This window comes from Nocardia sp. NPDC056541 (assembly GCF_042794235.1).
Lineage (GTDB): Bacteria > Actinomycetota > Actinomycetes > Mycobacteriales > Mycobacteriaceae > Nocardia.
Genome location: NZ_JBHTUD010000002.1, coordinates 204,880 through 225,418, shown reverse-complemented (window position 1 = coordinate 225,418; position 20,539 = coordinate 204,880). Strand labels below are relative to the sequence as shown.

The window sequence follows — 20,539 nt, the reverse complement described above, 5'->3', positions numbered from 1 at the left end:
GACCGCCACTGCAGGTGGCCGTCCAGTAGACCCCGCACCTGTCACAGGATTCGGTCAGCGTCCCCGACGAACGCCGATCGTCGCGCCATGCGGTACGCACCGAATGATGACTTGACGTCCGACTTCGCTCTCGTCGACCGGGATCGGCAGTAACAAGCTCGCCGAAGCCGTGCGCGACATCGCCGTCCTACACAACGTCCTCGACACCAACCCGGTCAACAACGTCGCTTGCGGCAATCGATCGACCGCGGCACTCTTCCCGCGCCTCGGGGGCTGCGCGTCGGCGTGTCCCGGATCCGAGCAGGACCGAGCCGTCGGCACATCTCGCGCGTGCGCGCCTGTGATGCCTACCGGAGCAGCGGGCGTACACCACCGGCGCCGGCGAGCTCCGAAGGCGATCTGTCATCGAGCAAGGTGAGAGGTAAGAACACGTGCGCTGTGACTCCGCCGTGGTCCGACTCGGTGAGTCGGACCTTGATCTCGTTGCGGCCGGCGAGGATCGAGACCACGATCAACCCCATGCGCGCATCGCTGGACAGGTGCATGATGCCGAAATCCGGTGCGCTGTCGAGAATTCGATTGATTCGGTTCAGTTCCCGCGGGGACAGTCCCCGCCCTTGGTCGGCGACCTCGACGACGGCGCCACCTTCGACGAGTCCGCCCGAGACCGTGACGGGTGCGGTCGTGGATGAGAAGTAGGTGGCGTTCTCGACCAGCTCGGCAAGCAAGTGGATGGTGTCGGCGACGACGCCGCCGTTGACCGAGACATCAGGGAAGCGGTTGAGTGTGACGCGCGTGTAGTCCTTGGACTCGGTGATCGCCCCCTGCACGACGTCGCTGAGCGGCACCGGATATCGCCATTGCCGTCCGGGACGTTCACCGCCGAGAATGATCAGGTTCTCGGCGTTGCGACGTTCGCGAGTGGCCAGATGGTCGAGTTCGAACAGCAGCTCCATCTTGTCCGGGTCCTCCTCGTGAGCTTCCGCGGCGTCCAGAACTTCCAGCTGGCGAGACGCCATGGCTTGGCTGCGGTGTGCGAGGTTCAAGAAGATCGCGTTGACCGCGCCGCGGGTCCGGGCTTCGGCCATCGCCGCGGACACCGCCGCGCGCTGTGCGGTGTCGAAAGCCTGTGCCAACTGCCCGATTTCATCGTCACCGAAGTCGGATGGAGGTAGAGCCGAGGTCAGATCGATCGCCTCACCAGCACCGATCCGGGACATGATCGCAGGCAGCTCGGTGTCCGCGACGGCCAACGTGTGCAGTCGAAGGCGTCGGAGTCGTCGAATGAGTCCACTCGCCAACCATGAGGTCAGAACGAACGCCACGGCGGCGATGATCAGCGCTGCGAGCATGGTCAGGGCGGAGGTGCGCACGGCGTTGTCCGCGATGTCGGTCGCTCGCTGTTGGACACCGGCGAAGTTGGTGCGCCACAGCGTCAACAGGCCGTTCACCATCAGCCCCAGAATCTGCTGTGCCGCCACGGAATCGGTGGGCAGCGGCTCGGTGGGGTCGTCGCGGTCCGACGGGGCGGGGGCAGCGCCTCTGGCCACGACGGCGTTCTCGAACTCGACCAATTGTCTCCACTGCGGGCTGGAGGTCAGTTGCACGAGCCTCTGCCGGATGGTGGGATCATCCTTGTGTGCCAGTGAGTCCAGGTCGGCGTGGTAGGCGCCGACCCTGGTGGCGAACGCTTGCAAGGCGGCCTGGTCGAGTGCTGTCTCTGCGTCTGCGGCCGCGACGAGTGCGTGCACCGCGGAGATGGCGTCAGCTGTGCGCAGCAAGGTCGCGGTCGTGGTCAAAGCGATAGTGCTGTCCACGTCGGGAGCTCTGGGGACCAATGCCTCGACCGCGATCGTCCCGGTCGCGGTGAGCAGGCTGTAGGCCTGGTACACCTCGTCGACTGTCGAGGTACCGCTGACCGTACGCGCGCGCACGGCGCCGAGTCGGCGGACCGTGTCACGCAGCTGGTGAGCGGAATCGTCGAACGCTCCGGTGGTGAGTTCGCCGAGTGACGATGCGGCCTCCAGCAGTGCCGTGCCGGCGGCGTCGACGCGAAGGCGCTGGGCGTTGAGCTCGTCGGAGCCGAGTTCCGGCCGTGCGACGCGAGCCATCGCGAATCGACGTTCCCGCAGCATGGCTTCACTGAAGTCCACCGCCTGCGGCGCCACTCGGAGGATGAGTTCGGCCCACGCCCGGTTCTGCCGGTTCTCCTCGATGAGGTGCAGGCCTACCACGATCACCGCAGTAGCGAACACGATGCTCGGGATGAGCACGATGGCCATCACCCGTGCGCGAATTCCGGTCAGCGGATTCGATTTCGCCGGGCGCGCGGGAGGGTCGTGGCGGATCGGAGTGTGGGTCCGACCACCCCGTGTGCGCCGGAAGCGGGCGGCGCCGGCTCGTCGCGCGTTCGATTCCTTCCGTTCCAGCTGGTCTTTCATTGCCCACTCCCATCAGTTGATGAGAGAATCACATGCGATGCAAACATCAGTCAAGTGGCGTCGTGAGAGTGTCATGCCCGCTACTCGACTCGGTCGGACATCTCAGCTCCGTCGGCACCTCGGGGATCGGGGCAGGCGAGGACGACGGCGAGCCGTAGGCCGCCGAGTGGGCTCGTGATCAGTTCCGCGCGTCCGCCGTGTAGTTCGGCCTGCTGCGCGACCAGGGCGAGGCCGAGGCCCGATCCTTCGCGGGCCGCGCCGGAGCCCCGCCGGAATCGACCGAACACCACGTCGCGTTCGTTCTCGGGCAACCCGGTGCCGTTGTCGTCGACCGCCAGCAGGAATCCGTCATCGGTTCGGTGGACGGAGATCTCGATTCGGGTGGCGCGGCCGTGGCGGACCGCGTTCGTGATCGCGTTGTCGAGAATCAGGCGGATCCCGGCCGGGGAACAGTGGCAGTCCGCTCGTTGCTCGCCGGAGACGACCAGGTGGAGTTCCGGATGGGTCCGTGCCGTGTCCGCGACGACCGAGTAGGCCAGCTCGACCACGTCGGACGGTTCACTGATGTGGCGCGATGTCAGTTCACCGGCGGCGAGCAGTTCCAGCGCCACGAGCGTCGATTCGACCCGGCCGTGTTTGCGGAGCGCGTCGTCGAGGATCTGCGCGCGCTCGGCGGGCACCAGTTCGACATCCCGCGCGATCTCGATGTCCATGCGGATGGCGGTGAGCGGGGTTCGGAGCTCATGGGCGGCCGTATTCGCGAACGTGCGCGCTGTCTCGAGAGCCGAGATCGTGCGCTGCTGCGCGGAGTCGATCCGCGCGAGCATCGACCGGACCGAACCGGCGAGTCGATCGGCTTCCCGCACCCGGAACCATCCTCTCGCCTCGGGCAATTCGTCACCGGCATCGATCCTGCGGGTCAGGTCGATCAGTGGCCGGATCGCCCGGCCGCCGAGTAGCCATCCCAATCCCGATGCCACCGCGATCGCCGCCGCCCCGGCGAGCAGGACGTGCTGGCGCTGCTCCCGGGTCACCGATTCCGCCGCGGACAGTGGCGCGGCAACGGACACGAGGTGCGGGCCGATCGGAGACTGCTCCACCGTCATGGTCTTGACGCGGTAGCCTGCATCGTCGAGCACCAGGGTCTGGTGTCCCTCGGGCAGCTCCGGCAGTCGCGTGGACGTGCTGGCGAGAACGGCGCTGTCCTGGTGCAGGGTGATGGCGGCGACGCCGCCGTCGCGCACGCTGCCGATGAACAGTTGCGCGGTACCGACATTCGCTTCGACCAGGCCGGTGATGATGTCGAGTTGCTCGTCGACGTGCCTGATGTTGTTCCGCTCGATCGCGACGAACAGGAAGACGGCGAGCGCGCCGACAACGAGCGTCGTTCCCGTCGCCGCCGCCACCGCGACCCGCGTTCGCAGCGAGAGATTCCCCCTCACGGCCCTTCCTCCCGGAGGACGAACCCGACAGCGCGCACCGTGTGCAGGAGGCGGGGCACGCCGTCTTCTTCGAGTTTGCGGCGAATGTGCCCCACGACGACATCCACGACATTGGTCTGCGGCCGAAAGTCGTAACCCCACACCGTCTCCAGCAGCCGGTCGCGGGTCACGACCTCCCCGTGATGGGTGGCCAGGACACTGATCAGCTCGAATTCCCGCCGTGTCAGCGGAATCTCGCGGCCACGGACCGTCACCCGCAGCGCCGCGAACTCGACCCGCAACACCCCGATGGTCACCGAGTCCTGCGCGGTGCTCCAGCCACTGCCGCGGCGGCGCAGCAGCGCACGCAACCGCGCGGTCAATTCGACGAAGTCGAACGGCTTGGTCAGGTAGTCGTCGGCGCCCAGCTCGAGCCCTTCGATCCGGTCCGATACCCGCGTGCGAGCGCTCACCACACAGATGGGCACGTCGTTGCCGAGTGCTCGCAGCGCGGTGATGAAGGCCAACCCGTCCAGTCCCGGCATCTCGATATCGAGCACCACCACGTCGGGCGTCTGCTCGCGGGTCACCGCCAGCGCGGCCGCGCCGTCGGCCGCGGTACACACCGCGAAGCCGTTGAGACGCAGACCACGTTCCAGCGATTCACGAACGTCGGCGTCGTCGTCGACGACCAGCACCATCCCGCTCGCACCCGGGGCGGCGGAACCCTCGCGGGCGTCCACGGCGCGCGGCCGCACCGTTCGCGCCGTGGTTGCTACGTGCACCTGAATTCACTTCCTCTGCCGGTCGAAACGCTTCCTGTCGAAGGTTTACCGATTGCTTGAGAGTTCTCTGACGACGATTGACTGATCAGATGATCATCTGTGACGTTTTATACCATCAGGGCGCAGTTCCGCCGATGACGCCGGTCACGCTCCTGCCGAACTCCCAGAGACGAACGGAGCCAGACCGGTGCGGACGAACATGCACACCGCGGCCATCGCGTTGGCGGCCGGTGCGGCCATCGCGCTCACGACCGTGCCCGGCACGGTGACGGGCAGCGCCGCCGCGGATCCGGGCTGCCCCGGTCTCACGGTCATCGCGATCCCTGGCACCTGGGAAACCGGCGAAGCCCGGCACACCCCGGGCCCCGGCATGCTCGCCGGCGTCACCGACGGCCTCCCCGCGAGCCAACAGGTCGCCTATGTCGACTATCCCGCGACGGCCTTCCCCTGGGAGGGCAAGGTCTACGGCGCTTCGCAGCGGGTCGCCGTCGACACCGCGCGCGAGATGATGCGAACCATCGCCGACCGCTGCTCCGGCACCGATTTCGCTCTGGTCGGCTACAGCCAGGGTGCCGACGCCGCCGGTGATCTGGCGGCGGAGATCGGCAGAGGCGGCGGGGTCGTGTCGCCGGATCGCGTGCAGGCCGTCGGCCTGCTCTCCGATCCCCAGCGGTCACGGGCCGATACCCAGGTCGGCCCGCCCGCCCGCGGCGTCGGCGTCCGGGGGCCGCGCCCCGACGGGTTCGGCTCGATCACGGCTCGAGTCCGCACGATCTGCGCCGTCGGCGATCTGTACTGCTCGACCGACGACGAGGACTTCGTCATCGCCATCGCCGGCGCCCTGGCCGGAGTTTCCGCCGACCACCCCGACGATCTGCCCCGCTACCGCAGCAGAGCAGCGGAAATGCTGACCGCCCTGCGATCCGCCGACGAACAGGGCGAGCTCACCGACCAGGCCCGCGATGAACGCGCGCGACAGCTCGCGCACTTCTACGGATCCGGAACGCACATGTCCTACGGCAGCTACCCCGTCGACGGCCGGCACACCGCCGTCACCTGGCTGCACGACTGGCTGTCCGCGCTCGGCTGATCCGACCCACCAGACCCTCCCCGGGAAATCTCCGCCACGAAGAAGGAACAGAAATGCGCATCAAGCACTTCACCGCCGTCTCAGCGATCCTGATCGGCGCGCTGGCCACCGGCACCGGGACGGCCTACGCCGACCCGGCCGACGACCTCGGCGTCGTGAACTACACGACGACCACGACCGACACGTCCACGCTCGTCCAGATCGACGCGGGCTCCCTGGTCGTCGAGGACGGCGCCCTGAAGGTGAAGGCACCGGACGGCAAGGTTCTCGCCGGCACCGAACTGAAGTTCCGCGTCGACGAATTCGTCTTCCCCATCGGAGCTGAGATCAACGAGCGGACTGCGACGCTCACTCCGCAGTTCACCCTGGACAAGGCCCACTATGAGCCGGTCGCCCTACCCTACGAGGAGCAGGCCACCTGGAAGAACGACTACGACCGTGAGCGCGACGCCTGGGCCCGCATGACGAGCACGATCGGACTCGGCGCCTCGATCGGCGCCATGGTCGGCGGAATCGGCGGCGCGGCGGTCGGTTGCGTCATCGGCGGCGCGACCGGCGCGACACTGACCGGCGCGCTCGCGACCATGTTCAGTGGACTCCCGTCCGAGGTGCAGGGCTGCATCGCGGGTGTGGCGGCCGGTGGTTTCCTCGGCGTGCTGGCGGGACAGCTGCTCATCGCCGCGCCCGTGGCGATCTACGCCGCGGTCCAGTACTACACCACGATCAACCAGCCGTCGGTGCAGAGCCAGCAGCAGTCGAAGTAGCGGTCGGAAAGCCGGGCGCGCGGTGGGCCCCGCGCGCCCGTGGCCTTCCACTTCGAGCTGAGCCTCCGCCCGGTGACCAGTATCGAACTGGCTCCGACAACCCATGAAAAGAGACGAAGCGTTGATAGCGCTCTCCCGAATGACATTGTGGCTTGCCCTGTTCTCCTTGCTCACGTTTCTGCTCGTAACGACACCTCGGTCGAACGCCGCGTTCGATCCCGTCGGCGTCGACTTCTGGGTCGACTCCGACATGGGCCCCGTCAAGACCCGCGTATTCCGCGCGGCCGACGGCAACACCCAGCGCGTGGTCTACGCCCTCGACGGAATGTGGGCACGTGAGGACCTCAACGGCTGGGAGATCGAAACCGAGGTCGCCAGGACACTGACCGAGAACAACATCAATGTCGTGCTGCCGGTCGGCGGACAATCCAGTTTCTATATGGATTGGGATCGCCCGTCGTACCTTCCGGAGGGCGCCGTATCCGAAATCGCCGGTGATTCCGCACCCGACACCGGGCCGGGAAAGTCCTACACCTACACCTGGGAGACACTGTTGACCCGGATCCTGCCCGCCGCCCTGCACGAACGGCTCGGCCTGTCCCCGACCCGCAACGGTGTCATCGGACTCTCGATGGGTGGTAGCGCCGCGTTCGCGCTCGCCGCTCATCATCCCGCCCAGTTCAGCTATGCCGCGTCCCTGTCCGGATATCTGAACCCGTCGGCTCCGGGCATGCGCGGAGCGATCTCGGCCGCCATGGCCAAGGCTGGTGGGTACAACATCTCGTGCATGATCAGCTCGCCGACCTCCGACAAATGGCAGTGGATGGATCCCATGTTCCTCGCCCCCGCTCTCATCCGGAACGGGACCGAGCTGTGGGTGTCGGCCGCCAACGGCGTGCCGTCCGAGGCCGGGGAGCCGAGCAAGCAGGCCGCGGAGGGCTCGGCACTCGAGACGCTGTCCCTGACCAACTCACGGTCGTTCCAGACACGCATGAAGTCACTGGGCGCCACCACCGTGACCTACGACTTCCCTTCCTCGGGTGTCCACGCCTGGAAGTACTGGGAAGCCCAGGTCGTGAAGATGCTGCCCGTCCTGTCCGGCGCCATCGGCTGAGCCGACCCTTCGCGCCGGTCGGTCGCTGTGGGTGCGACGCCGGGCCCACAGCGACCGCCACACCCACGCCACGAGTCGCACGCATCGGTACTGAATATCCGATCAGTTATGATTGCTGCGGCAACTCGAGGTGGAGGGCAGATGACAGCCGAGCAGACCACACCCACGCGTACCGATCGTCGCCGGGAACGCACGCGCAATGCGCTGCTCGGCGCTGCGCGGAAGTTCTTGTCCGAGGGCAAGTCATCGGTCAGCATCAAGGAGATCACCGACGCCGCGGACGTCGGTTTCGGCTCCTTCTACAACCACTTCGACTCCAAAGAACAGCTCTTCGACGAGGCCGTGCGGTCCGCGCTGAACGTCTACAGCACGATGCGCGACCAGGTCGTGGCTCGCTACGACGACCCGGCCGAGGTCTTCGCGGTCAGCTTCCGGCTGACCGGACGGCTACAGCGCCGACTTCCCGAGATGGTGCGCGTGGTCCTGCATTCCGGCATGGGGGTCATGTTGCGCGACGAGGGGCTCGCGCCCCGTGCCCGTCAGGACATCGTGGCCGCGCAGGAGGCAGGGCGCTTCGAACCGATGGATCCCGATCTGGCCGTCATGGCGGCGGGCGGAACGCTGCTGGGACTGCTGCAACTGCTCGACGCCGATCCGGATGCGGACGCGGCGGCACTCGCCGACGACATGGCGTATCGAGCCCTGCGCATGTTCGGCGTGAACAAGCGAACCGCGCAGCGCCTCAGCTCCGGACCACTCCCCCAGCTGCCCGCCGACCCCGATCTGCCCCTCGGGGCCGGCGAGTAGACCCACACTCGGTCCGGCCGGGACAGATGCGGACAGGTGTCACCGGTTCGGGTCGAACTCTTCGGTTCCGAGCACGAGGCGCAGTCCGGAAATCCCGGAATGCGCTCGTGCGTAAGCGAGTTCGCGGCTGATGTCGCCGACATTGTTGATGATGGGCAACCCGAGCCCCACAGTCGAGAGCGTGCCCACCGCTCGTCCTTCGGCGTCGAGGAAGGCGCTTCCGCTGTCACCCGGAATGCCGGGCGTCGGCGATTTCAGGGCGTGGGTCCACCCGCCGAGTGAGCTGTCATCGGCGAAGCTCTCACCTCGCTGCGGCGACAGCCCGGGGAGGCCACCCCGGATTCTCGAGTTGCCATAGCTGTAGACGTGTTCGCCCTCGGGCGTGCCGGTGGTGTTGAGACCGGTGGGACCGCCCCAGTACGGCACGCTCGGATTGACCTGATCGACGAGGCCGGGGTCGATCTCGATCAGCGCGAAGTCGTTGTACGCGCAGGCATTCGGGTCCGCTTCGCCGAGTTGCCGCATCGTCAGCCAGCTGCTGTAGGCCAGCCGGCCGGTGCCGATGGTGGTGCCGTCGGAACGGAGTGAGCCACGGCGGGTGAAATCGACCGCGGTGTCGAGCGGCTGACTGGTGGCCGTACATCCGTCGGTTTCGGTGGATCCGCCCGTTCCGGCGCAGTGCGCGGACTGGCCGAGGTAGACCCTGTCGGTGTCGTCGACGAACACGTAGTTCGTCGTGCACTGCCCGCCTCCGTGCGTGTTCGCTTGGATCCCGGGGGTCAGGACGGCCGAACCGGCGGCCGCCCACCGATGACCGGCGTCTTCCGGGGTGACCACCTCCGCCGCGACGGGACTCGTCGTCCGGGGCGACGTCGCGACCGTGCCGCTCGCACCGGACTCCCGCGATCCTCCCGGTACGCCGATTCCACACCCGGAGATCAACAGTGACGCGGAGCACATGACTCCGATCACAGGCAGGGCGACTACGCGCTGCAGGTTCGACATCTCGACCCGGTCCCTTCTGCCGGTGCGGGGCATGGAGCAGCGCGCCGACCGGGCGATAGTTTATGACTGTTTCATCAATAATGATGGTCAGTTCTATGAACTGCAACGACGCCGCACCGAGAGTGACGGGAGTCATCCCGATCCGAGCCCGACACTCCGGGCGTATTTGATGATTTCATCACCAGATCGTGTCGATGCTTCTATCATTTGTGATCGCATCATCATTTATTGGAGCGCGAAGGGACCCGTTCATGCTGGGCAGAAAGAAGGCCGGGTTCCACTGGCTGTGCGTCGCGGGCGGAGCAGCCGCCCTCACCCTCGGCGGTTGCTCCGCCCTGCCGACATCGACGCCTCCCACCAAGATCACCGCGGATTTCGAGAACATCGCGGGCATGTACGAGGGCAACGAGATCATGGTCCTCGGCCTCGCGGTCGGCAAGGTCGACAAGATCGTCCCCAAGGGCACCTACGTCGAGGTCCACATGACCATCGACGCCGGCGTCAAGGTCCCGAAAGACGCCATCGCGGCGATCATCTCGCCCTCGATCGTCACCGACCGCCACATCGAGATCACCCCGCCCTACACCGGCGGCGACACCCTCGAATCCGGCGATCACCTGCCGCTCGCGCGGACCAGGACCCCGGTCGAGCTGGACACGATGATCAAGACCATCGACCAGTTCGCAGCCTCGCTCGAGCCCGAGGAAGGCCAGGAGGGTCTCGGCCCGCTCTCAGGCCGGGCGCTCTACCCGGTGCTCAACGGCAACGGCCAGAAGATCCGCGAAACCCTCGACGCGCTCTCGGGTGCTTTGAAGGTCGGTGTCGACAACAAGGACGCCATCGCCAACATCATCATCAAGCTCAACGAGCTCACGACGATGCTGGCCGACAACGACCAGTCGGTGCGCGACTTCAGCGACCGGATGACCGCCATGTCGGGGCTACTAGCCGACCAAGCGCCCGGCCTGCAGGCAACACTGGACCAGCTCAACGCCTTCCTGGCCAACACCAGCATCGCATTCGCCGGGCACCAGGACGAGCTCGCCGCCTCACTCGCCGGTTTGACCAATGTTACCAACCAACTACGTGCGAACTCCGGCGCGCTCACCGAGATCGTTGACCTCACTCCGCTGCTCATGGAGAACATCGACCGCACGATGGACAAAGACGGAAGGTACTTCCGCCAGAACGTGCTGATCGGAACCGCCCTGTCGGGCGAGATCATCAGCGTCTTCTGCGAGCGGATCCAGATGCGCGCGGACGGCTGCCGCACCGGCAACATGCAGGACTTCGGTCCCGACTACGGACTCACGGCCGCCCTGCTGGGGCTGACGAAGTAGCCCGCACCCAGCGCGAAGCTGCTGACATTTTCATCACTATAGCTAGAGAGTCGTCGTAACTGATACTATCATCACATAAGTGCCGATGGTGTAGCCGCAGATCTCTCCACCATGAACGGAAGGACCCGATGAACGCGGACCGAATCGACGTGCATCAGCACATGATCCCGCCGGTCTATCGCGACGCGCTGCGCCGCCACGGCATCACCGCCCCGGGTGGCCGGGATCTGCCGGACTGGTCGCCGGACTCGGCTCTGAGCCTGATGGCGACTGCGAGGATCGGCTCGGCGATTCTGTCGGTGTCGACACCCGGAACCACCTTCCTCACCGATCCCGCCGAGGCCACGACGCTCGCCCAGGCCCTCAACGACTACTCCTGCGAGATCTCGGCCGCCCACCCGGGACAGCTCGGATTCATGGCCACCTTGCCCATGCCCGACGTGCGAGCGTCCCGGCTGGAAGCCGAACGAGCCCTCGATACTCTCGGCGCCGACGGAGTGGTGCTGCTCGGGAACTCCGCCGGGGTTTATCTCGGCGCCGAGGGCCAGGACGAACTCTTCCGCGCGCTCGACGACCGTCGCGCGGTCGTTCTGGTACACCCGGCGGATCTTCCCGGCGAGTCGGTTCCCGGAATCCTGCCCTTCGCCGCGGACTTCCTCCTCGACACGACCCGGGCCGCCTACCTGTTGGTGCGCAACGGGATTCGACGTCGGTACCCGAACATCAAGTTCATCCTGTCGCACGGTGGCGGCTTCGTCCCCTACGCGGCCCACCGGCTGGCGCTCACCATCTTCAGCGAAACCGGAGTGAGCCCGGCCGACCTGATCGACGAGTTCGCCGGGTTCTACTTCGACACCGCGCTGTCCTCGAGCGCGTCGGCGCTGCCGAGCCTGCTGTCGTTCGCCCGGCCGGGCCACGTCCTCTACGGCAGCGACTGGCCGTTCGCCCCCGATCCGGCCGTGCTCTACTTCGGCGGCGGCCTCGACGCCTACGCGGGTCTCGACGACGCCCAGCGCCGTGCCGTCGAGCGCGTCAACGCACTCACCCTGTTCCCCCGTTTCGGTGCCGCCCCGGCCATCGCACCGTCGACGCCGGTGCTGAACCGGGTTCGGAGCACGATTCGGCGCCAAGCTTTCCGTGGCATCGCACGGGCGATCGGTCCACGAGCGTAGGCCGGAGGAAGGTTCGATGACAGCCGAACCCATTACACGGAATCGGGTGGACCGGCGACGGGCACGCACGCGCAACGCGCTGCTGGCCGCGGCGACCGCACTGCTGGCCGAGGGGCGGACCGCGGTCAGCATCCAGGAGATCACCGATGCCGCCGATGTCGGATTCGGGTCGTTCTACAACCATTTCTCCTCGAAGGACGAGCTGTTCGAGGAAGCCGTCCGCGCGGTGCTGAACACCTACGGCGTGCTGCGCGATGGCGTGGTCGCGGCATACGAGGATCCGGCGGAGGTGTTCGCGGTGAGTTTCCGGATGACGGGCCGCATGCAGCGCGACTTTCCCGAAGGCGTCCGCGTGATCCTGCACTCGGGCACATCGATCCTCGTTCGCGACGAGGGCCTCGCTCCCCGTGCGCGCCGCGATATCGCGGCCGCGCAGCAGGCGGGCAGGTTCGACCCGATGGATATCGAGATGGCCATGATGGCTGCTGGTGGGGCGCTGCTCGGGCTGCTCCAGCTACTGGATCGCACGCCCGACGCCGATGCCGGGGAGCTGACCGATCAGGTGACCAGCCGGGTGCTGCGCATGTTCGGGATGTCCAAGGAGGCCGCCGAGAGGCTGGCTACGAATCCGCTGCCCCGTGATCTGCCGAAGCCCCTCGGGTAACCACCAGCATCGCCATGTTCGTCAGGAGCTCGATCAGGCTCGACGGCGGCAGCTCGGGGACGCACGACAGGCCTTCGCGCGCGACAGCGTTGACCGTCGCGGTCAGCAGCCCGACGGTGTCGTCGGCCGGACGTGAACCTCTCGCCGCCAGGAAACTCCGGATGTGTCCCGCCCATCGGTGGGCGTGCGCGCGGCACTGCTGCTGTGCGAGTTCACCGACACCGCTCACCTCGAGCAGGGCGAACCTGGCGCCGTACGGCTCACTCTCGATCGCGGCGAAATAGGCGATCAGGGCGGCGCGCAGTGCGACGACCGGTTCGACGGGTCCGGTCTGGTCCGCGAGCGCGCGTGCCACCGCGGCGGCCGCCCTGTCCTGGATCCGGGCATAGGCCGCGACGAGCACCTCGTCGAGAGTGTGGAATTCCTCGTAGAACTGCCGCTTCGACAGCGACGCCGACGCACAGATATCGCTGAGCGAGCAGCCGAAACAGCCGCGCTCCGCGCAGACGCGGGTGGCCGCGTCGAGGAACTGACGCCGTCGTCGCGCCTTGCGCGTCGCGACGGTCTGGCCGCCGTACCGCCTGACATCGGCGGCGGTCGTGGCACACCCGTGTTCCGACTCGTGGGGACGGCGGTCCCGGCCTCCTGTGACAAAGGCCGGGACCGCGTCACCTTCCGGTCCGCGCGAGCCGGAAGTCTCAGTGATCACCGACCAGGTCGAGCGCGATATCGGCGATCATGTCTTCCTGTCCGCCGACAAGCCCTCGCCGACCGGCGACGGTGAGCAGCGTGCGCACGTCCACGCCGTAGGTGGCCGAGGCGTTCTCCGCATGGCGCAGGAAGCTCGAGTAGACACCCGCGTAGCCGAGCGTCAGCGTTTCGCGGTCGACCTGGACGGGCCGGTCCATCAGCGGCCGGACCAGATCGTCGGCCGCATCGGTCAGCTGATCCAGGTTCGCGCCGTGTTCCCAGCCGGTCAGGTCGGCGACGGCGACGAACGCTTCGAGCGGAGTGTTGCCCGCCCCGGCGCCCAGTCCGGCCAGGGACGCGTCCACCCGGGTCACGCCCTCCTCCACCGCGACGACACTGTTCGCCACCGACAGCGAGAGGTTCTGGTGGGCGTGGATGCCGATCTCGGTGCCGGGTTCGAGCACATTCCGGTAGGCACGGACGCGGTCGCGGACACCGTTCATGGTGAGCCGCCCGCCGGAATCGGTGACGTAGACACAGTGCGCACCATAGGATTCCATGAGTTTCGCCTGGTCGGCCAAACCTTCCGGGCTGTTCATGTGACTCATCATCAAGAAGCCGGACACGTCCATGCCGAGTTCGCGCGCGTAGGCGATGTGCTGGGCGGAGATGTCCGCCTCGGTGCAGTGGGTGGCCACCCGCACCGAGCGCACGCCGAGATCGAACGCGCGACGCAGGTCCTCGATGGTGCCGATGCCGGGCAGCAGCAGGGTCGTCAGCCGGGCGAACTGCACCGCGCCCGCGGCGGCTTCGAGCCATTCCCAGTCGGTGTGGCTGCCCGGCCCGTAGTTGAGGCTGCCGCCGTGCAGCCCGTCACCGTGGGCGACCTCGATCGCGTCCACGCCCGCGGCATCGAGCGCGGCGGCGATCCGGGCCACCCCGGCGGGATCGATGCGGTGCCGCAGTGCGTGCATCCCATCGCGCAGGGTGACGTCCTGCAGGAAGATTTCGGCGCTCATCGGACACTCTCCTTCGTGGATGCCGCGATCCGCTCCGCGACGCGCACGGCGGCCGAGGTCATGATGTCGAGATTCCCGGCATAGGCCGGCAGGTAGTGCGCGGCACCCTCGACCTCGAGGAACACGCTGACCTGGTGGGTGACCGGAGTGTCGCCGACCAGGGTGCGCAGCGGAGCTCCGGCTTCGACGGGCGTGATCTGCACGCCCTGCTTCAACCGGTAGCCCGGCACATACGCGGCGACGTCGGCCACCATGGCCAGGATCGACTCCTTGATCCGCGCGTGGACCTCGGCGTCGGCGGTGTCGATGAGCGCGAACACGGTGTCGCGCATGATCAGCGGCGGTTCCGCGGGGTTGAGCACGATGATCGCGCGTCCGCGCTGGGCGCCGCCCACCGCGGCGATCGCGGTCGAGGTGGTCTCGGTGAACTCGTCGATATTGGCTCGAGTGCCGGGGCCCGCGGATTTCGACGCGATCGAGGCGACGATCTCGGCGTAGGGCACCGCGGTGACCCGGGCGATGGCCGCGACCACCGGAATCGTCGCCTGACCACCGCAGGTGACCATGTTGACGTTGTCGGCCGCCACATGCTCATCGAGGTTCACCGCCGGAACGACGAACGGGCCGATCGCGGCGGGAGTCAGATCGATCAGGCGTTTGCCGAAGGGGGCGAGGGTGGCGGCGTTGGCCTTGTGCGCGCCCGCCGAGGTGGCGTCGAAAACGATCTCGATGTCATCGAAATCCGGTAGCCCGATCAGACCCTCGACACCATCGGAGGTGATCTGCACACCCAACCGGCCGGCGCGGGCGAGCCCGTCGGAATCCGGGTCGATGCCGACCATGGCGGCCATCTCGAGTGTGTCGGACAGGCGCAAGACTTTGATCATCAGATCGGTGCCGATATTGCCCGATCCGATGACGGCGACTTTGGTGCGGCTCATCGCTGTTCCTCCAGGGTGAAGTCGACGGTGCCGAGCGGCCCCGAACGCTGAGTCAGTTCCGCGTGGACCCGCGCGCCGGGCACCAGCGGCGCCATCGGCCCCAGCGCGCCGGAGAGCACGATCTCGCCCGCGCGCAGCGGATCTCCCAGCGCCTGAGCGGTGCGCGCGAGCCAGGCCAGCGCCAGCAGTGGGTCGCCGAGGCAGTCCACGCCTTTTCCGCGCGAGACGATCTCGCCATCGATGCGCATGGCCATCGTGATCTCACGCGGTTCGAAGTCATCGAGGGAGAGCCGCTGTTCGCCCAGCACGAACCAGCCGCTCGAGGCGTTGTCGGCCACGGTGTCGCCGAAGGTGATGTCCCAGCCCGCGATTCGGCTGTCCACGATCTCGAGTGCGGGTGCGGCGTAGTCGATGGCGCCGCGCACCGAGATGGGATCGAGGTCGTCACCGGTCAGGTCGGCGCCGAGGACGAAGGCCAGCTCGGCCTCGATCTTGGGCTGCAGCAGCCTCGGCCGCTGCGACAGCGGCGTCGTGCCCGCGTCCATGTCGCCGAAGAGCACGCCGAAGTCGGGCTGGTCGACACCGAGCTGACGTTGCACCGCCGTGGAGGTCAAGCCGATCTTGTGCCCGACGACGCGGGCGCCCTCGTCGATCCGTCGGCGAGTGCCCAGCCTCTGCACCGCGTAGGCCAGGTCCACGTCGTCGGCGCCGATCAGGTCACGCACCGCGGCCACGGGCACGCCCAGCTGCGTCGCGGTCGCCAGTCGCTCGGCGGCGGCGAGGACGGCGGGCAGTTCGCTGGTGGTCGTGGTCATCGGGCTTCCTCCAGGGGGCTCGGCGCGGCGGACGCCACGACGCGCAGGGGGCTGTGGTTCGCGGTCAACATCGCGGGCGTGACGGCGAGGCGGGCCAGCAGTGCGGTGACCAGCTCGCTCGCGTCGGATTTCGCGCTGATCCCGAACACGTATCGGTCCGGGCGGAGCAGGACCGTGCCACCCTGGGCGACACCGGCTTTGGCGAACCACCGGGCCATGTCCCCGGTGTAATCCTCGACGTCGGCGTAGTCGGTGGCGGCGACCCGGGCCTCGCCCGGCTCGCCCTGCGGACGGCCACCGGTCGCGTACACGGTCACGAACTGCGTGCCGAGTATCTGCAGGGCATTGCGCTGGGCGACACTGAGTCCCGCACGCGGATCGACACCGTAGCCGACGACGGCGAAGCCGAGGCCGAGCGCTTCGTCGAGGCGCTGGTGGCGGCCGTCGAAGGTGCGGATCTCCGGCTGCGGTGCCAGCGTGCCCTCGACGCCGCGCGTCCACTTGCGCGGGAGCCCGAAGTAGGCACCGCGCTTGAACCGCGGGGACGGCTTCATCTTCGCCTCCCGGATCCAGGTGTTGAGTCCGGGGACCTTCAGCGCGGTGGCCAGGGCGATATCGCGGGCACCCGCGGCGAGCTTGTTGTCGATCGAGACGAGGCTCTTGTTCAGCACCGACAGATCGATCATCGCCTTGGCGTGGGGCCGCCGCTCGGTCTCGTAGGTGTCGAGGAGATCGAGACTCGCACGGTGCTGGATGATGGCGCCGAGCTTCCAGGACAGGTTGTCGGCGTCGCGGACACCGGCGTTCATGCCCTGGCCGATGAACTGGGGCGTCATGTGCGCGGCGTCGCCGGCGAGCAGGACGCGTCCCTCACGCCACTGGTCGGCGACCACGGCGTTGAAGGTGTAGACCAGTTTGCGCAGCACCGTCACTTCGTCGGGATCGACGTAGTGGGCGATGAGACTGCGGACCTGGTCGGGGTCCTCCATCTCCTCTTTGCTCTGCTCATCGTTGAGCATGAACTCGAAACGGTGATGCCCACCAGGCTGCGGACACGACACCGTCGGCAGCTCGGGATCACAGACGAAGTTGAAGTACGGCAGATGCCGGAACGCGTCGACACCGTCGTTGGCGAGCAGATCGACCACGAGCCAGCGTTCGGGGTAGCTCGTACCGGTCATATCGATGCCCAGTTGCGTGCGGACCACGCTGCGGCCGCCATCGCAGCCGACGAGGAACTTCGCCCGTACCTCTTCCGAGGTGGCCGCATCGGTGTCGGCGGCGTGTTTGCCGTACCCGGTCCCCTGACATTCGGCATGCCGCACGAGCACACCGTCGGCGTCCTGATCGAAACCGAGGACCTCCCGGCCGCGGCGAACCGTCACGTGCGGGTAGCGCTCGAGGGCGTTCTCGAGCGTGTTCTCCAGGTAGGGCTGGTACAGGAAGTTGGCCACCGGCCAGCCCAGCGGGCGCGAGACCTGGTTGAACTGGGCGAGCACCGAGCCGTCACGGCGCACCCACTGCACGGTGCAGTCGAGGTTCATCTGCGCCGAGGCTTCGTCGGCGACACCGGCGGTCTGGAAGATCCGCATGCCTTCGTCGTCGGTGTACACCGCCCGCGCCAAGCCGTAGAACTCCGGTTCGCGCTCGAGTACCAGGACCCGCACGCCGCGACGGCCTAGCAGGTTCGCCAGGGTCAGCCCGGTGGGCCCCAGTCCGACGACTACCACGTCGTAGTCGAACGATGTCATCGCGCCATGCCTCCGGTGAGTTGGGGGACAGTGATCTCGGGGGTCCGCAGGGTCCGAACGACCTGCCGGAACTGCGTGAACTTGTCCAGCACGGTCTCGCCGACCGGCGTGTGACCCCAGATACTGATGCCCTGGTAGGTGGTCGGCTCCCACGTCGATTCGCGTTCCGGACCGAACACGATCGGATTCCAGCCGACCTCGAGTTCGAATCCGGACGGGGTGACGCAGTAGAAGGACAGCTCCCGATCATTGGTGTGCTGGCCGACCGACCAGGCCATCCGGAAGCCGAGATCGGTGACCCGCCCGTAGGCGGCCAGCACGTCGTCGAGCGAGCCGGACTGAATGTTGATGTGCTGCACCCGGGTTCGGATCGGGTCGATCTTCACTCCGCGGATGTTGGCGATCGCGATCGAGTGGTGCCGCTCGTTGACCCGCAGGAACCGGATCTTGAGCTTGAGACCGGAGACGTTCTCGTCGATGTAGTCGCTGAGCCGGGAGTCGAAGACCGTCTCGTAGTAGCCCCGCAGTGATTCCGGCTCCCTCGACACGATCGCGACATGTCCCATGCCGGCTTCGCCGGTCACCCACCCGGAGCTGAGCATGCGCAGCGGCTCGGGCGTGGTCACCGGGACGGTGAAGATCTCCTGCCGGATCCCCTTGGGGCCGGCGAACCGCCACAGACGCTCCACGCCACGGCGGGCCGCGTCCTCGGCACTGCCTTCGGCGATCGGCACGCCACGATCGGACACCCGCGCGATGATCCGGTCGAAGGTTTCGTGATCGTCGACCTGCCAGCCGACGGCCGTCACGTCCTCCTGCGGACCCTGCTCCACCAGGAAACGGCACGCGTGCTCATCGAGGCGGAACCGCACCGTGGAGCTGTCGACGTCGTCGGCGTGCATGCCGATCGCGTCGGCGCCGAAGCGACGCCACTCGCCCAGCCGCGCCGACTCCACGACGACGTAGCCCAGGTGCACCGCCCCGAAGACCGACCCGTCGCCGGGTACGAGGCCGCTCATCGCTCGGCCTTCAGGTACGCGATCGCGAGGGTGTTGAACAGTTCGGCCCGCTCCCACTGCGCCCAGTGCCCGGTGCGCGCGACCAGGTAGAGGTCGCAGTTGGGCATGGTCTCGGCGAGCATCCTGCCCCCGGACGGCCGGTTGACCTTGTCGTCCTCACCCCACACCACCAGCGTGGGGTGCGCCACCTCGCTCAGGCGCGAATCCCGGGTGAAGTCCATCCGCCAGAGCGTGCGCAAAGCGAACAGGCCCGAGGGCCGGCGCAGCGGCGGGTTGGCGACGACCTCGGGGTCGATGCTGGCCCGGTAGCGCTCCTCGATCACTTCGTCCGGCACCGTCGCACCGTCGTACACCAGGAACTCACGGATGAAGCGGATGATCTTCTCGCGACTCGGGCCACTGCCGGGGTAGTACGCGAGGAGCTCCTGCAGACCCTTGGTCGGCAGGGCACGCGTGGAACCGACGCCGCCGGGGCCCATCAGGATCAGGCGGCCGACCTTGTCGGGACGGTCCATCGCCAACCGCAGCGCCGCTGCCCCGCCGTAGGAGTTGCCGATCAGGTGCGCCGAGTCGATCTGCAAGGCGTCGAGGAACTCGCCGAGCACACGCGCCAGGTCGCCGAAGGGATCGGACTGGTCGACGTACTTCGACGACCGTCCGTAGCCCGGCATGTCGAGCACGAGCACCCGGAAGTGCTGCGCCAGCGCCTCGATATTGCGCGAGTAGTTCGACAGCCCGGTCGCGCCGGGGCCGCCGCCGTGCAGCAGCACGACCGCGGGTCCTGATCCGAACTCGGTGAAGTAGATCTCGCGGTTGCCGACCTGGACCGTGCGCCCGGTGTCGACTCCCTTGTCGATGCTTGTCACGATGTACCTCCCAGTGAAGTTGATAATATCATCACCTCCGATCGAATCCACGTCAAGTGTTTCTGATGAAATACTCAGAACTGGTGGTTTGACCGGTCCTCATCCGAGCAGCAGGACACGGTTCGCGGTCTGGCGATCCATCTCGTCCTGCATCACCCGGCGCACCCGCTCGGCGAACTCCCCCGGCGACTCCCCACCCTCCGGCCCCATCGCAGGCAGCACCGCGGTCCGAACCTTGGTCGGCAGCGGGATGTAGGGGAACAACCCCGCGATTCCGACGGTGAGCCCCCACGGCAACGACAGCGTGATCGGGAGCCGCTTGAGCCGCAGCGCCTTGTCGAGGCGAAGCAAGCGCGCCAGCGCACGACCATCGGACAGGCAGATCAGCGACTCCCCCGCCCCCGACGTGACCACCGGAACGATCGGCACCCCCGCCTGGATCGCCAGCCGCGCGAAACCGGTCCGCCCGTCGAAGATGATCCGGTTGCGCTCGCCCCACGACTTGAACGCGTCGACATCACCCCCGGGAAACACGAGGACATGCTCGCCACGCGCGAGGGCCGCCAGGGCGTTATCACCGGTCGCGGGCTCGGCCCCCATCTTGGCGAGCAACGGGCCGAGCCCCATCGCCCAGGCCATGTGATGCGTCAGGACGACCGCCCGTCGCGGATCCCCGATGCGGACATAGGCCGATCGCGCGGCCAGGACATTCAGATCGAAGACACCGCCGAAGCCGTGGTTGGCCACGAACAACGCCGGCCCCGATGCCGGTTCGAGCACGCCCCCTACTTCGTGGCGGTGATACCACCGGAACGCCCCGAGCAGAATCCTCACG

At 67.5% G+C, this 20,539-nt stretch carries 19 protein-coding genes; 7 read left to right on the top strand and 12 right to left on the bottom strand.

Annotated features, from left to right (window positions below; all coding sequences use genetic code 11):
- Positions 1 to 347: 347 nt before the first annotated feature.
- The 3 genes from ACFQ9R_RS03975 to ACFQ9R_RS03965 form a co-directional block, all read right to left on the bottom strand.
- Positions 348 to 2,441 carry a nitrate- and nitrite sensing domain-containing protein gene (locus tag ACFQ9R_RS03975; RefSeq protein ID WP_378988804.1) on the bottom strand — a complete coding sequence of 698 codons (2,094 nt, stop codon included), beginning with the start codon at positions 2,439 to 2,441 and terminating at the stop codon, positions 348 to 350.
- An 80-nt stretch (positions 2,442 to 2,521) separates the two neighbouring features.
- Positions 2,522 to 3,883: a sensor histidine kinase gene (locus tag ACFQ9R_RS03970; protein WP_378988802.1), complete on the bottom strand. Its 1,362-nt coding sequence runs from the start codon at positions 3,881 to 3,883 to the stop codon at positions 2,522 to 2,524.
- Positions 3,880 to 4,563, bottom strand: coding sequence for a response regulator transcription factor (locus ACFQ9R_RS03965; RefSeq protein WP_378989128.1), 684 nt, complete (start codon positions 4,561 to 4,563; stop codon positions 3,880 to 3,882). Before ACFQ9R_RS03965 ends, ACFQ9R_RS03970 begins: the two co-directional genes overlap by 4 nt.
- Positions 4,564 to 4,834: 271 nt before the next feature.
- Between ACFQ9R_RS03965 and ACFQ9R_RS03960 the strand changes: the two genes are divergently transcribed.
- From ACFQ9R_RS03960 to ACFQ9R_RS03945, 4 genes are all read left to right on the top strand, one after another.
- Positions 4,835 to 5,737, top strand: a complete 903-nt coding sequence (locus tag ACFQ9R_RS03960; protein ID WP_378988800.1) for a cutinase family protein — start codon at positions 4,835 to 4,837, stop codon at positions 5,735 to 5,737.
- 53 nt (positions 5,738 to 5,790) lie between these two features.
- Complete coding sequence (locus tag ACFQ9R_RS03955; protein ID WP_378871200.1) at positions 5,791 to 6,501, top strand: hypothetical protein; 711 nt, start codon at positions 5,791 to 5,793, stop codon at positions 6,499 to 6,501.
- A gap of 139 nt (positions 6,502 to 6,640) precedes the next feature.
- The gene (locus ACFQ9R_RS03950; RefSeq protein ID WP_378988798.1) at positions 6,641 to 7,615 is read left to right on the top strand and encodes an alpha/beta hydrolase; all 975 of its coding nucleotides are present in this window, start codon (positions 6,641 to 6,643) and stop codon (positions 7,613 to 7,615) included.
- Positions 7,616 to 7,756: 141 nt separating this feature from the next.
- Complete coding sequence (locus ACFQ9R_RS03945; protein WP_378871194.1) at positions 7,757 to 8,422, top strand: TetR/AcrR family transcriptional regulator; 666 nt, start codon at positions 7,757 to 7,759, stop codon at positions 8,420 to 8,422.
- Positions 8,423 to 8,461: 39 nt separating this feature from the next.
- Here ACFQ9R_RS03945 and ACFQ9R_RS03940 read toward each other — a convergent pair whose 3' ends face one another.
- Positions 8,462 to 9,259, bottom strand: coding sequence for a hypothetical protein (locus ACFQ9R_RS03940; RefSeq protein WP_378988796.1), 798 nt, complete (start codon positions 9,257 to 9,259; stop codon positions 8,462 to 8,464).
- A 419-nt stretch (positions 9,260 to 9,678) separates the two neighbouring features.
- Here ACFQ9R_RS03940 and ACFQ9R_RS03935 point away from each other — a divergent pair, with 419 nt between their 5' ends.
- The 3 genes from ACFQ9R_RS03935 to ACFQ9R_RS03925 all read left to right on the top strand — a co-directional run bounded on the left by ACFQ9R_RS03935 (position 9,679) and on the right by ACFQ9R_RS03925 (position 12,603).
- On the top strand, positions 9,679 to 10,767 hold the full coding sequence (locus tag ACFQ9R_RS03935) for an MCE family protein (protein ID WP_378988794.1): 1,089 nt from the start codon (positions 9,679 to 9,681) through the stop codon (positions 10,765 to 10,767).
- A 128-nt stretch (positions 10,768 to 10,895) separates the two neighbouring features.
- Positions 10,896 to 11,939, top strand: a complete 1,044-nt coding sequence (locus ACFQ9R_RS03930; RefSeq protein ID WP_378988792.1) for an amidohydrolase family protein — start codon at positions 10,896 to 10,898, stop codon at positions 11,937 to 11,939.
- 16 nt (positions 11,940 to 11,955) lie between these two features.
- Positions 11,956 to 12,603, top strand: coding sequence for a TetR/AcrR family transcriptional regulator (locus ACFQ9R_RS03925; protein ID WP_378871393.1), 648 nt, complete (start codon positions 11,956 to 11,958; stop codon positions 12,601 to 12,603).
- Here ACFQ9R_RS03925 and ACFQ9R_RS03920 read toward each other — a convergent pair.
- The 8 genes from ACFQ9R_RS03920 to ACFQ9R_RS03885 form a co-directional block, all read right to left on the bottom strand.
- Positions 12,560 to 13,312 carry a TetR/AcrR family transcriptional regulator gene (locus ACFQ9R_RS03920; protein WP_378988790.1) on the bottom strand — a complete coding sequence of 251 codons (753 nt, stop codon included), beginning with the start codon at positions 13,310 to 13,312 and terminating at the stop codon, positions 12,560 to 12,562. The genes ACFQ9R_RS03925 and ACFQ9R_RS03920 overlap by 44 nt on opposite strands.
- Positions 13,302 to 14,312: a 4-hydroxy-2-oxovalerate aldolase gene (gene dmpG / locus ACFQ9R_RS03915; RefSeq protein WP_378988788.1), complete on the bottom strand. Its 1,011-nt coding sequence runs from the start codon at positions 14,310 to 14,312 to the stop codon at positions 13,302 to 13,304. The genes ACFQ9R_RS03920 and dmpG overlap by 11 nt, the downstream gene beginning before the upstream one ends.
- Positions 14,309 to 15,253: an acetaldehyde dehydrogenase (acetylating) gene (locus ACFQ9R_RS03910; protein WP_378988786.1), complete on the bottom strand. Its 945-nt coding sequence runs from the start codon at positions 15,251 to 15,253 to the stop codon at positions 14,309 to 14,311. Before ACFQ9R_RS03910 ends, dmpG begins: the two co-directional genes overlap by 4 nt.
- Positions 15,250 to 16,068, bottom strand: a complete 819-nt coding sequence (locus ACFQ9R_RS03905; protein ID WP_378988784.1) for a 2-keto-4-pentenoate hydratase — start codon at positions 16,066 to 16,068, stop codon at positions 15,250 to 15,252. The genes ACFQ9R_RS03910 and ACFQ9R_RS03905 overlap by 4 nt, the downstream gene beginning before the upstream one ends.
- A complete protein-coding gene (locus tag ACFQ9R_RS03900; protein WP_378988782.1) occupies positions 16,065 to 17,819 on the bottom strand; it encodes a bifunctional 3-(3-hydroxy-phenyl)propionate/3-hydroxycinnamic acid hydroxylase in 1,755 nt (584 codons plus the stop codon). Before ACFQ9R_RS03900 ends, ACFQ9R_RS03905 begins: the two co-directional genes overlap by 4 nt.
- Positions 17,816 to 18,838 carry a VOC family protein gene (locus tag ACFQ9R_RS03895; RefSeq protein ID WP_378988780.1) on the bottom strand — a complete coding sequence of 341 codons (1,023 nt, stop codon included), beginning with the start codon at positions 18,836 to 18,838 and terminating at the stop codon, positions 17,816 to 17,818. Before ACFQ9R_RS03895 ends, ACFQ9R_RS03900 begins: the two co-directional genes overlap by 4 nt.
- The gene (locus ACFQ9R_RS03890) at positions 18,835 to 19,695 is read right to left on the bottom strand and encodes an alpha/beta fold hydrolase (protein ID WP_378989127.1); all 861 of its coding nucleotides are present in this window, start codon (positions 19,693 to 19,695) and stop codon (positions 18,835 to 18,837) included. The genes ACFQ9R_RS03895 and ACFQ9R_RS03890 overlap by 4 nt, the downstream gene beginning before the upstream one ends.
- A gap of 108 nt (positions 19,696 to 19,803) precedes the next feature.
- Positions 19,804 to 20,484, bottom strand: a complete 681-nt coding sequence (locus tag ACFQ9R_RS03885; protein ID WP_378988778.1) for a lysophospholipid acyltransferase family protein — start codon at positions 20,482 to 20,484, stop codon at positions 19,804 to 19,806.
- Between the last annotated feature and the right edge of the window lie 55 nt (positions 20,485 to 20,539).

Excerpts from the sequence above, each read along its gene's own strand:
- ACFQ9R_RS03895 (WP_378988780.1), bottom strand. The coding sequence starts at position 18,838 with ATGAGCGGCCTCGTACCCGGCGACGGGTCGGTCTTCGGGGCGGTGCAC.
- ACFQ9R_RS03945 (WP_378871194.1), top strand. The coding sequence starts at position 7,757 with ATGACAGCCGAGCAGACCACACCCACGCGTACCGATCGTCGCCGGGAA.
- ACFQ9R_RS03910 (WP_378988786.1), bottom strand. The coding sequence starts at position 15,253 with ATGAGCCGCACCAAAGTCGCCGTCATCGGATCGGGCAATATCGGCACC.
- ACFQ9R_RS03900 (WP_378988782.1), bottom strand. The coding sequence starts at position 17,819 with ATGACATCGTTCGACTACGACGTGGTAGTCGTCGGACTGGGGCCCACC.
- ACFQ9R_RS03950 (WP_378988798.1), top strand. The coding sequence starts at position 6,641 with ATGACATTGTGGCTTGCCCTGTTCTCCTTGCTCACGTTTCTGCTCGTA.
- ACFQ9R_RS03975 (WP_378988804.1), bottom strand. The coding sequence starts at position 2,441 with ATGAAAGACCAGCTGGAACGGAAGGAATCGAACGCGCGACGAGCCGGC.
- ACFQ9R_RS03925 (WP_378871393.1), top strand. The coding sequence starts at position 11,956 with ATGACAGCCGAACCCATTACACGGAATCGGGTGGACCGGCGACGGGCA.
- ACFQ9R_RS03935 (WP_378988794.1), top strand. The coding sequence starts at position 9,679 with ATGCTGGGCAGAAAGAAGGCCGGGTTCCACTGGCTGTGCGTCGCGGGC.
- ACFQ9R_RS03930 (WP_378988792.1), top strand. The coding sequence starts at position 10,896 with ATGAACGCGGACCGAATCGACGTGCATCAGCACATGATCCCGCCGGTC.
- dmpG (WP_378988788.1), bottom strand. The coding sequence starts at position 14,312 with ATGAGCGCCGAAATCTTCCTGCAGGACGTCACCCTGCGCGATGGGATG.
- ACFQ9R_RS03955 (WP_378871200.1), top strand. The coding sequence starts at position 5,791 with ATGCGCATCAAGCACTTCACCGCCGTCTCAGCGATCCTGATCGGCGCG.
- ACFQ9R_RS03965 (WP_378989128.1), bottom strand. The coding sequence starts at position 4,563 with ATGGTGCTGGTCGTCGACGACGACGCCGACGTTCGTGAATCGCTGGAA.
- ACFQ9R_RS03905 (WP_378988784.1), bottom strand. The coding sequence starts at position 16,068 with ATGACCACGACCACCAGCGAACTGCCCGCCGTCCTCGCCGCCGCCGAG.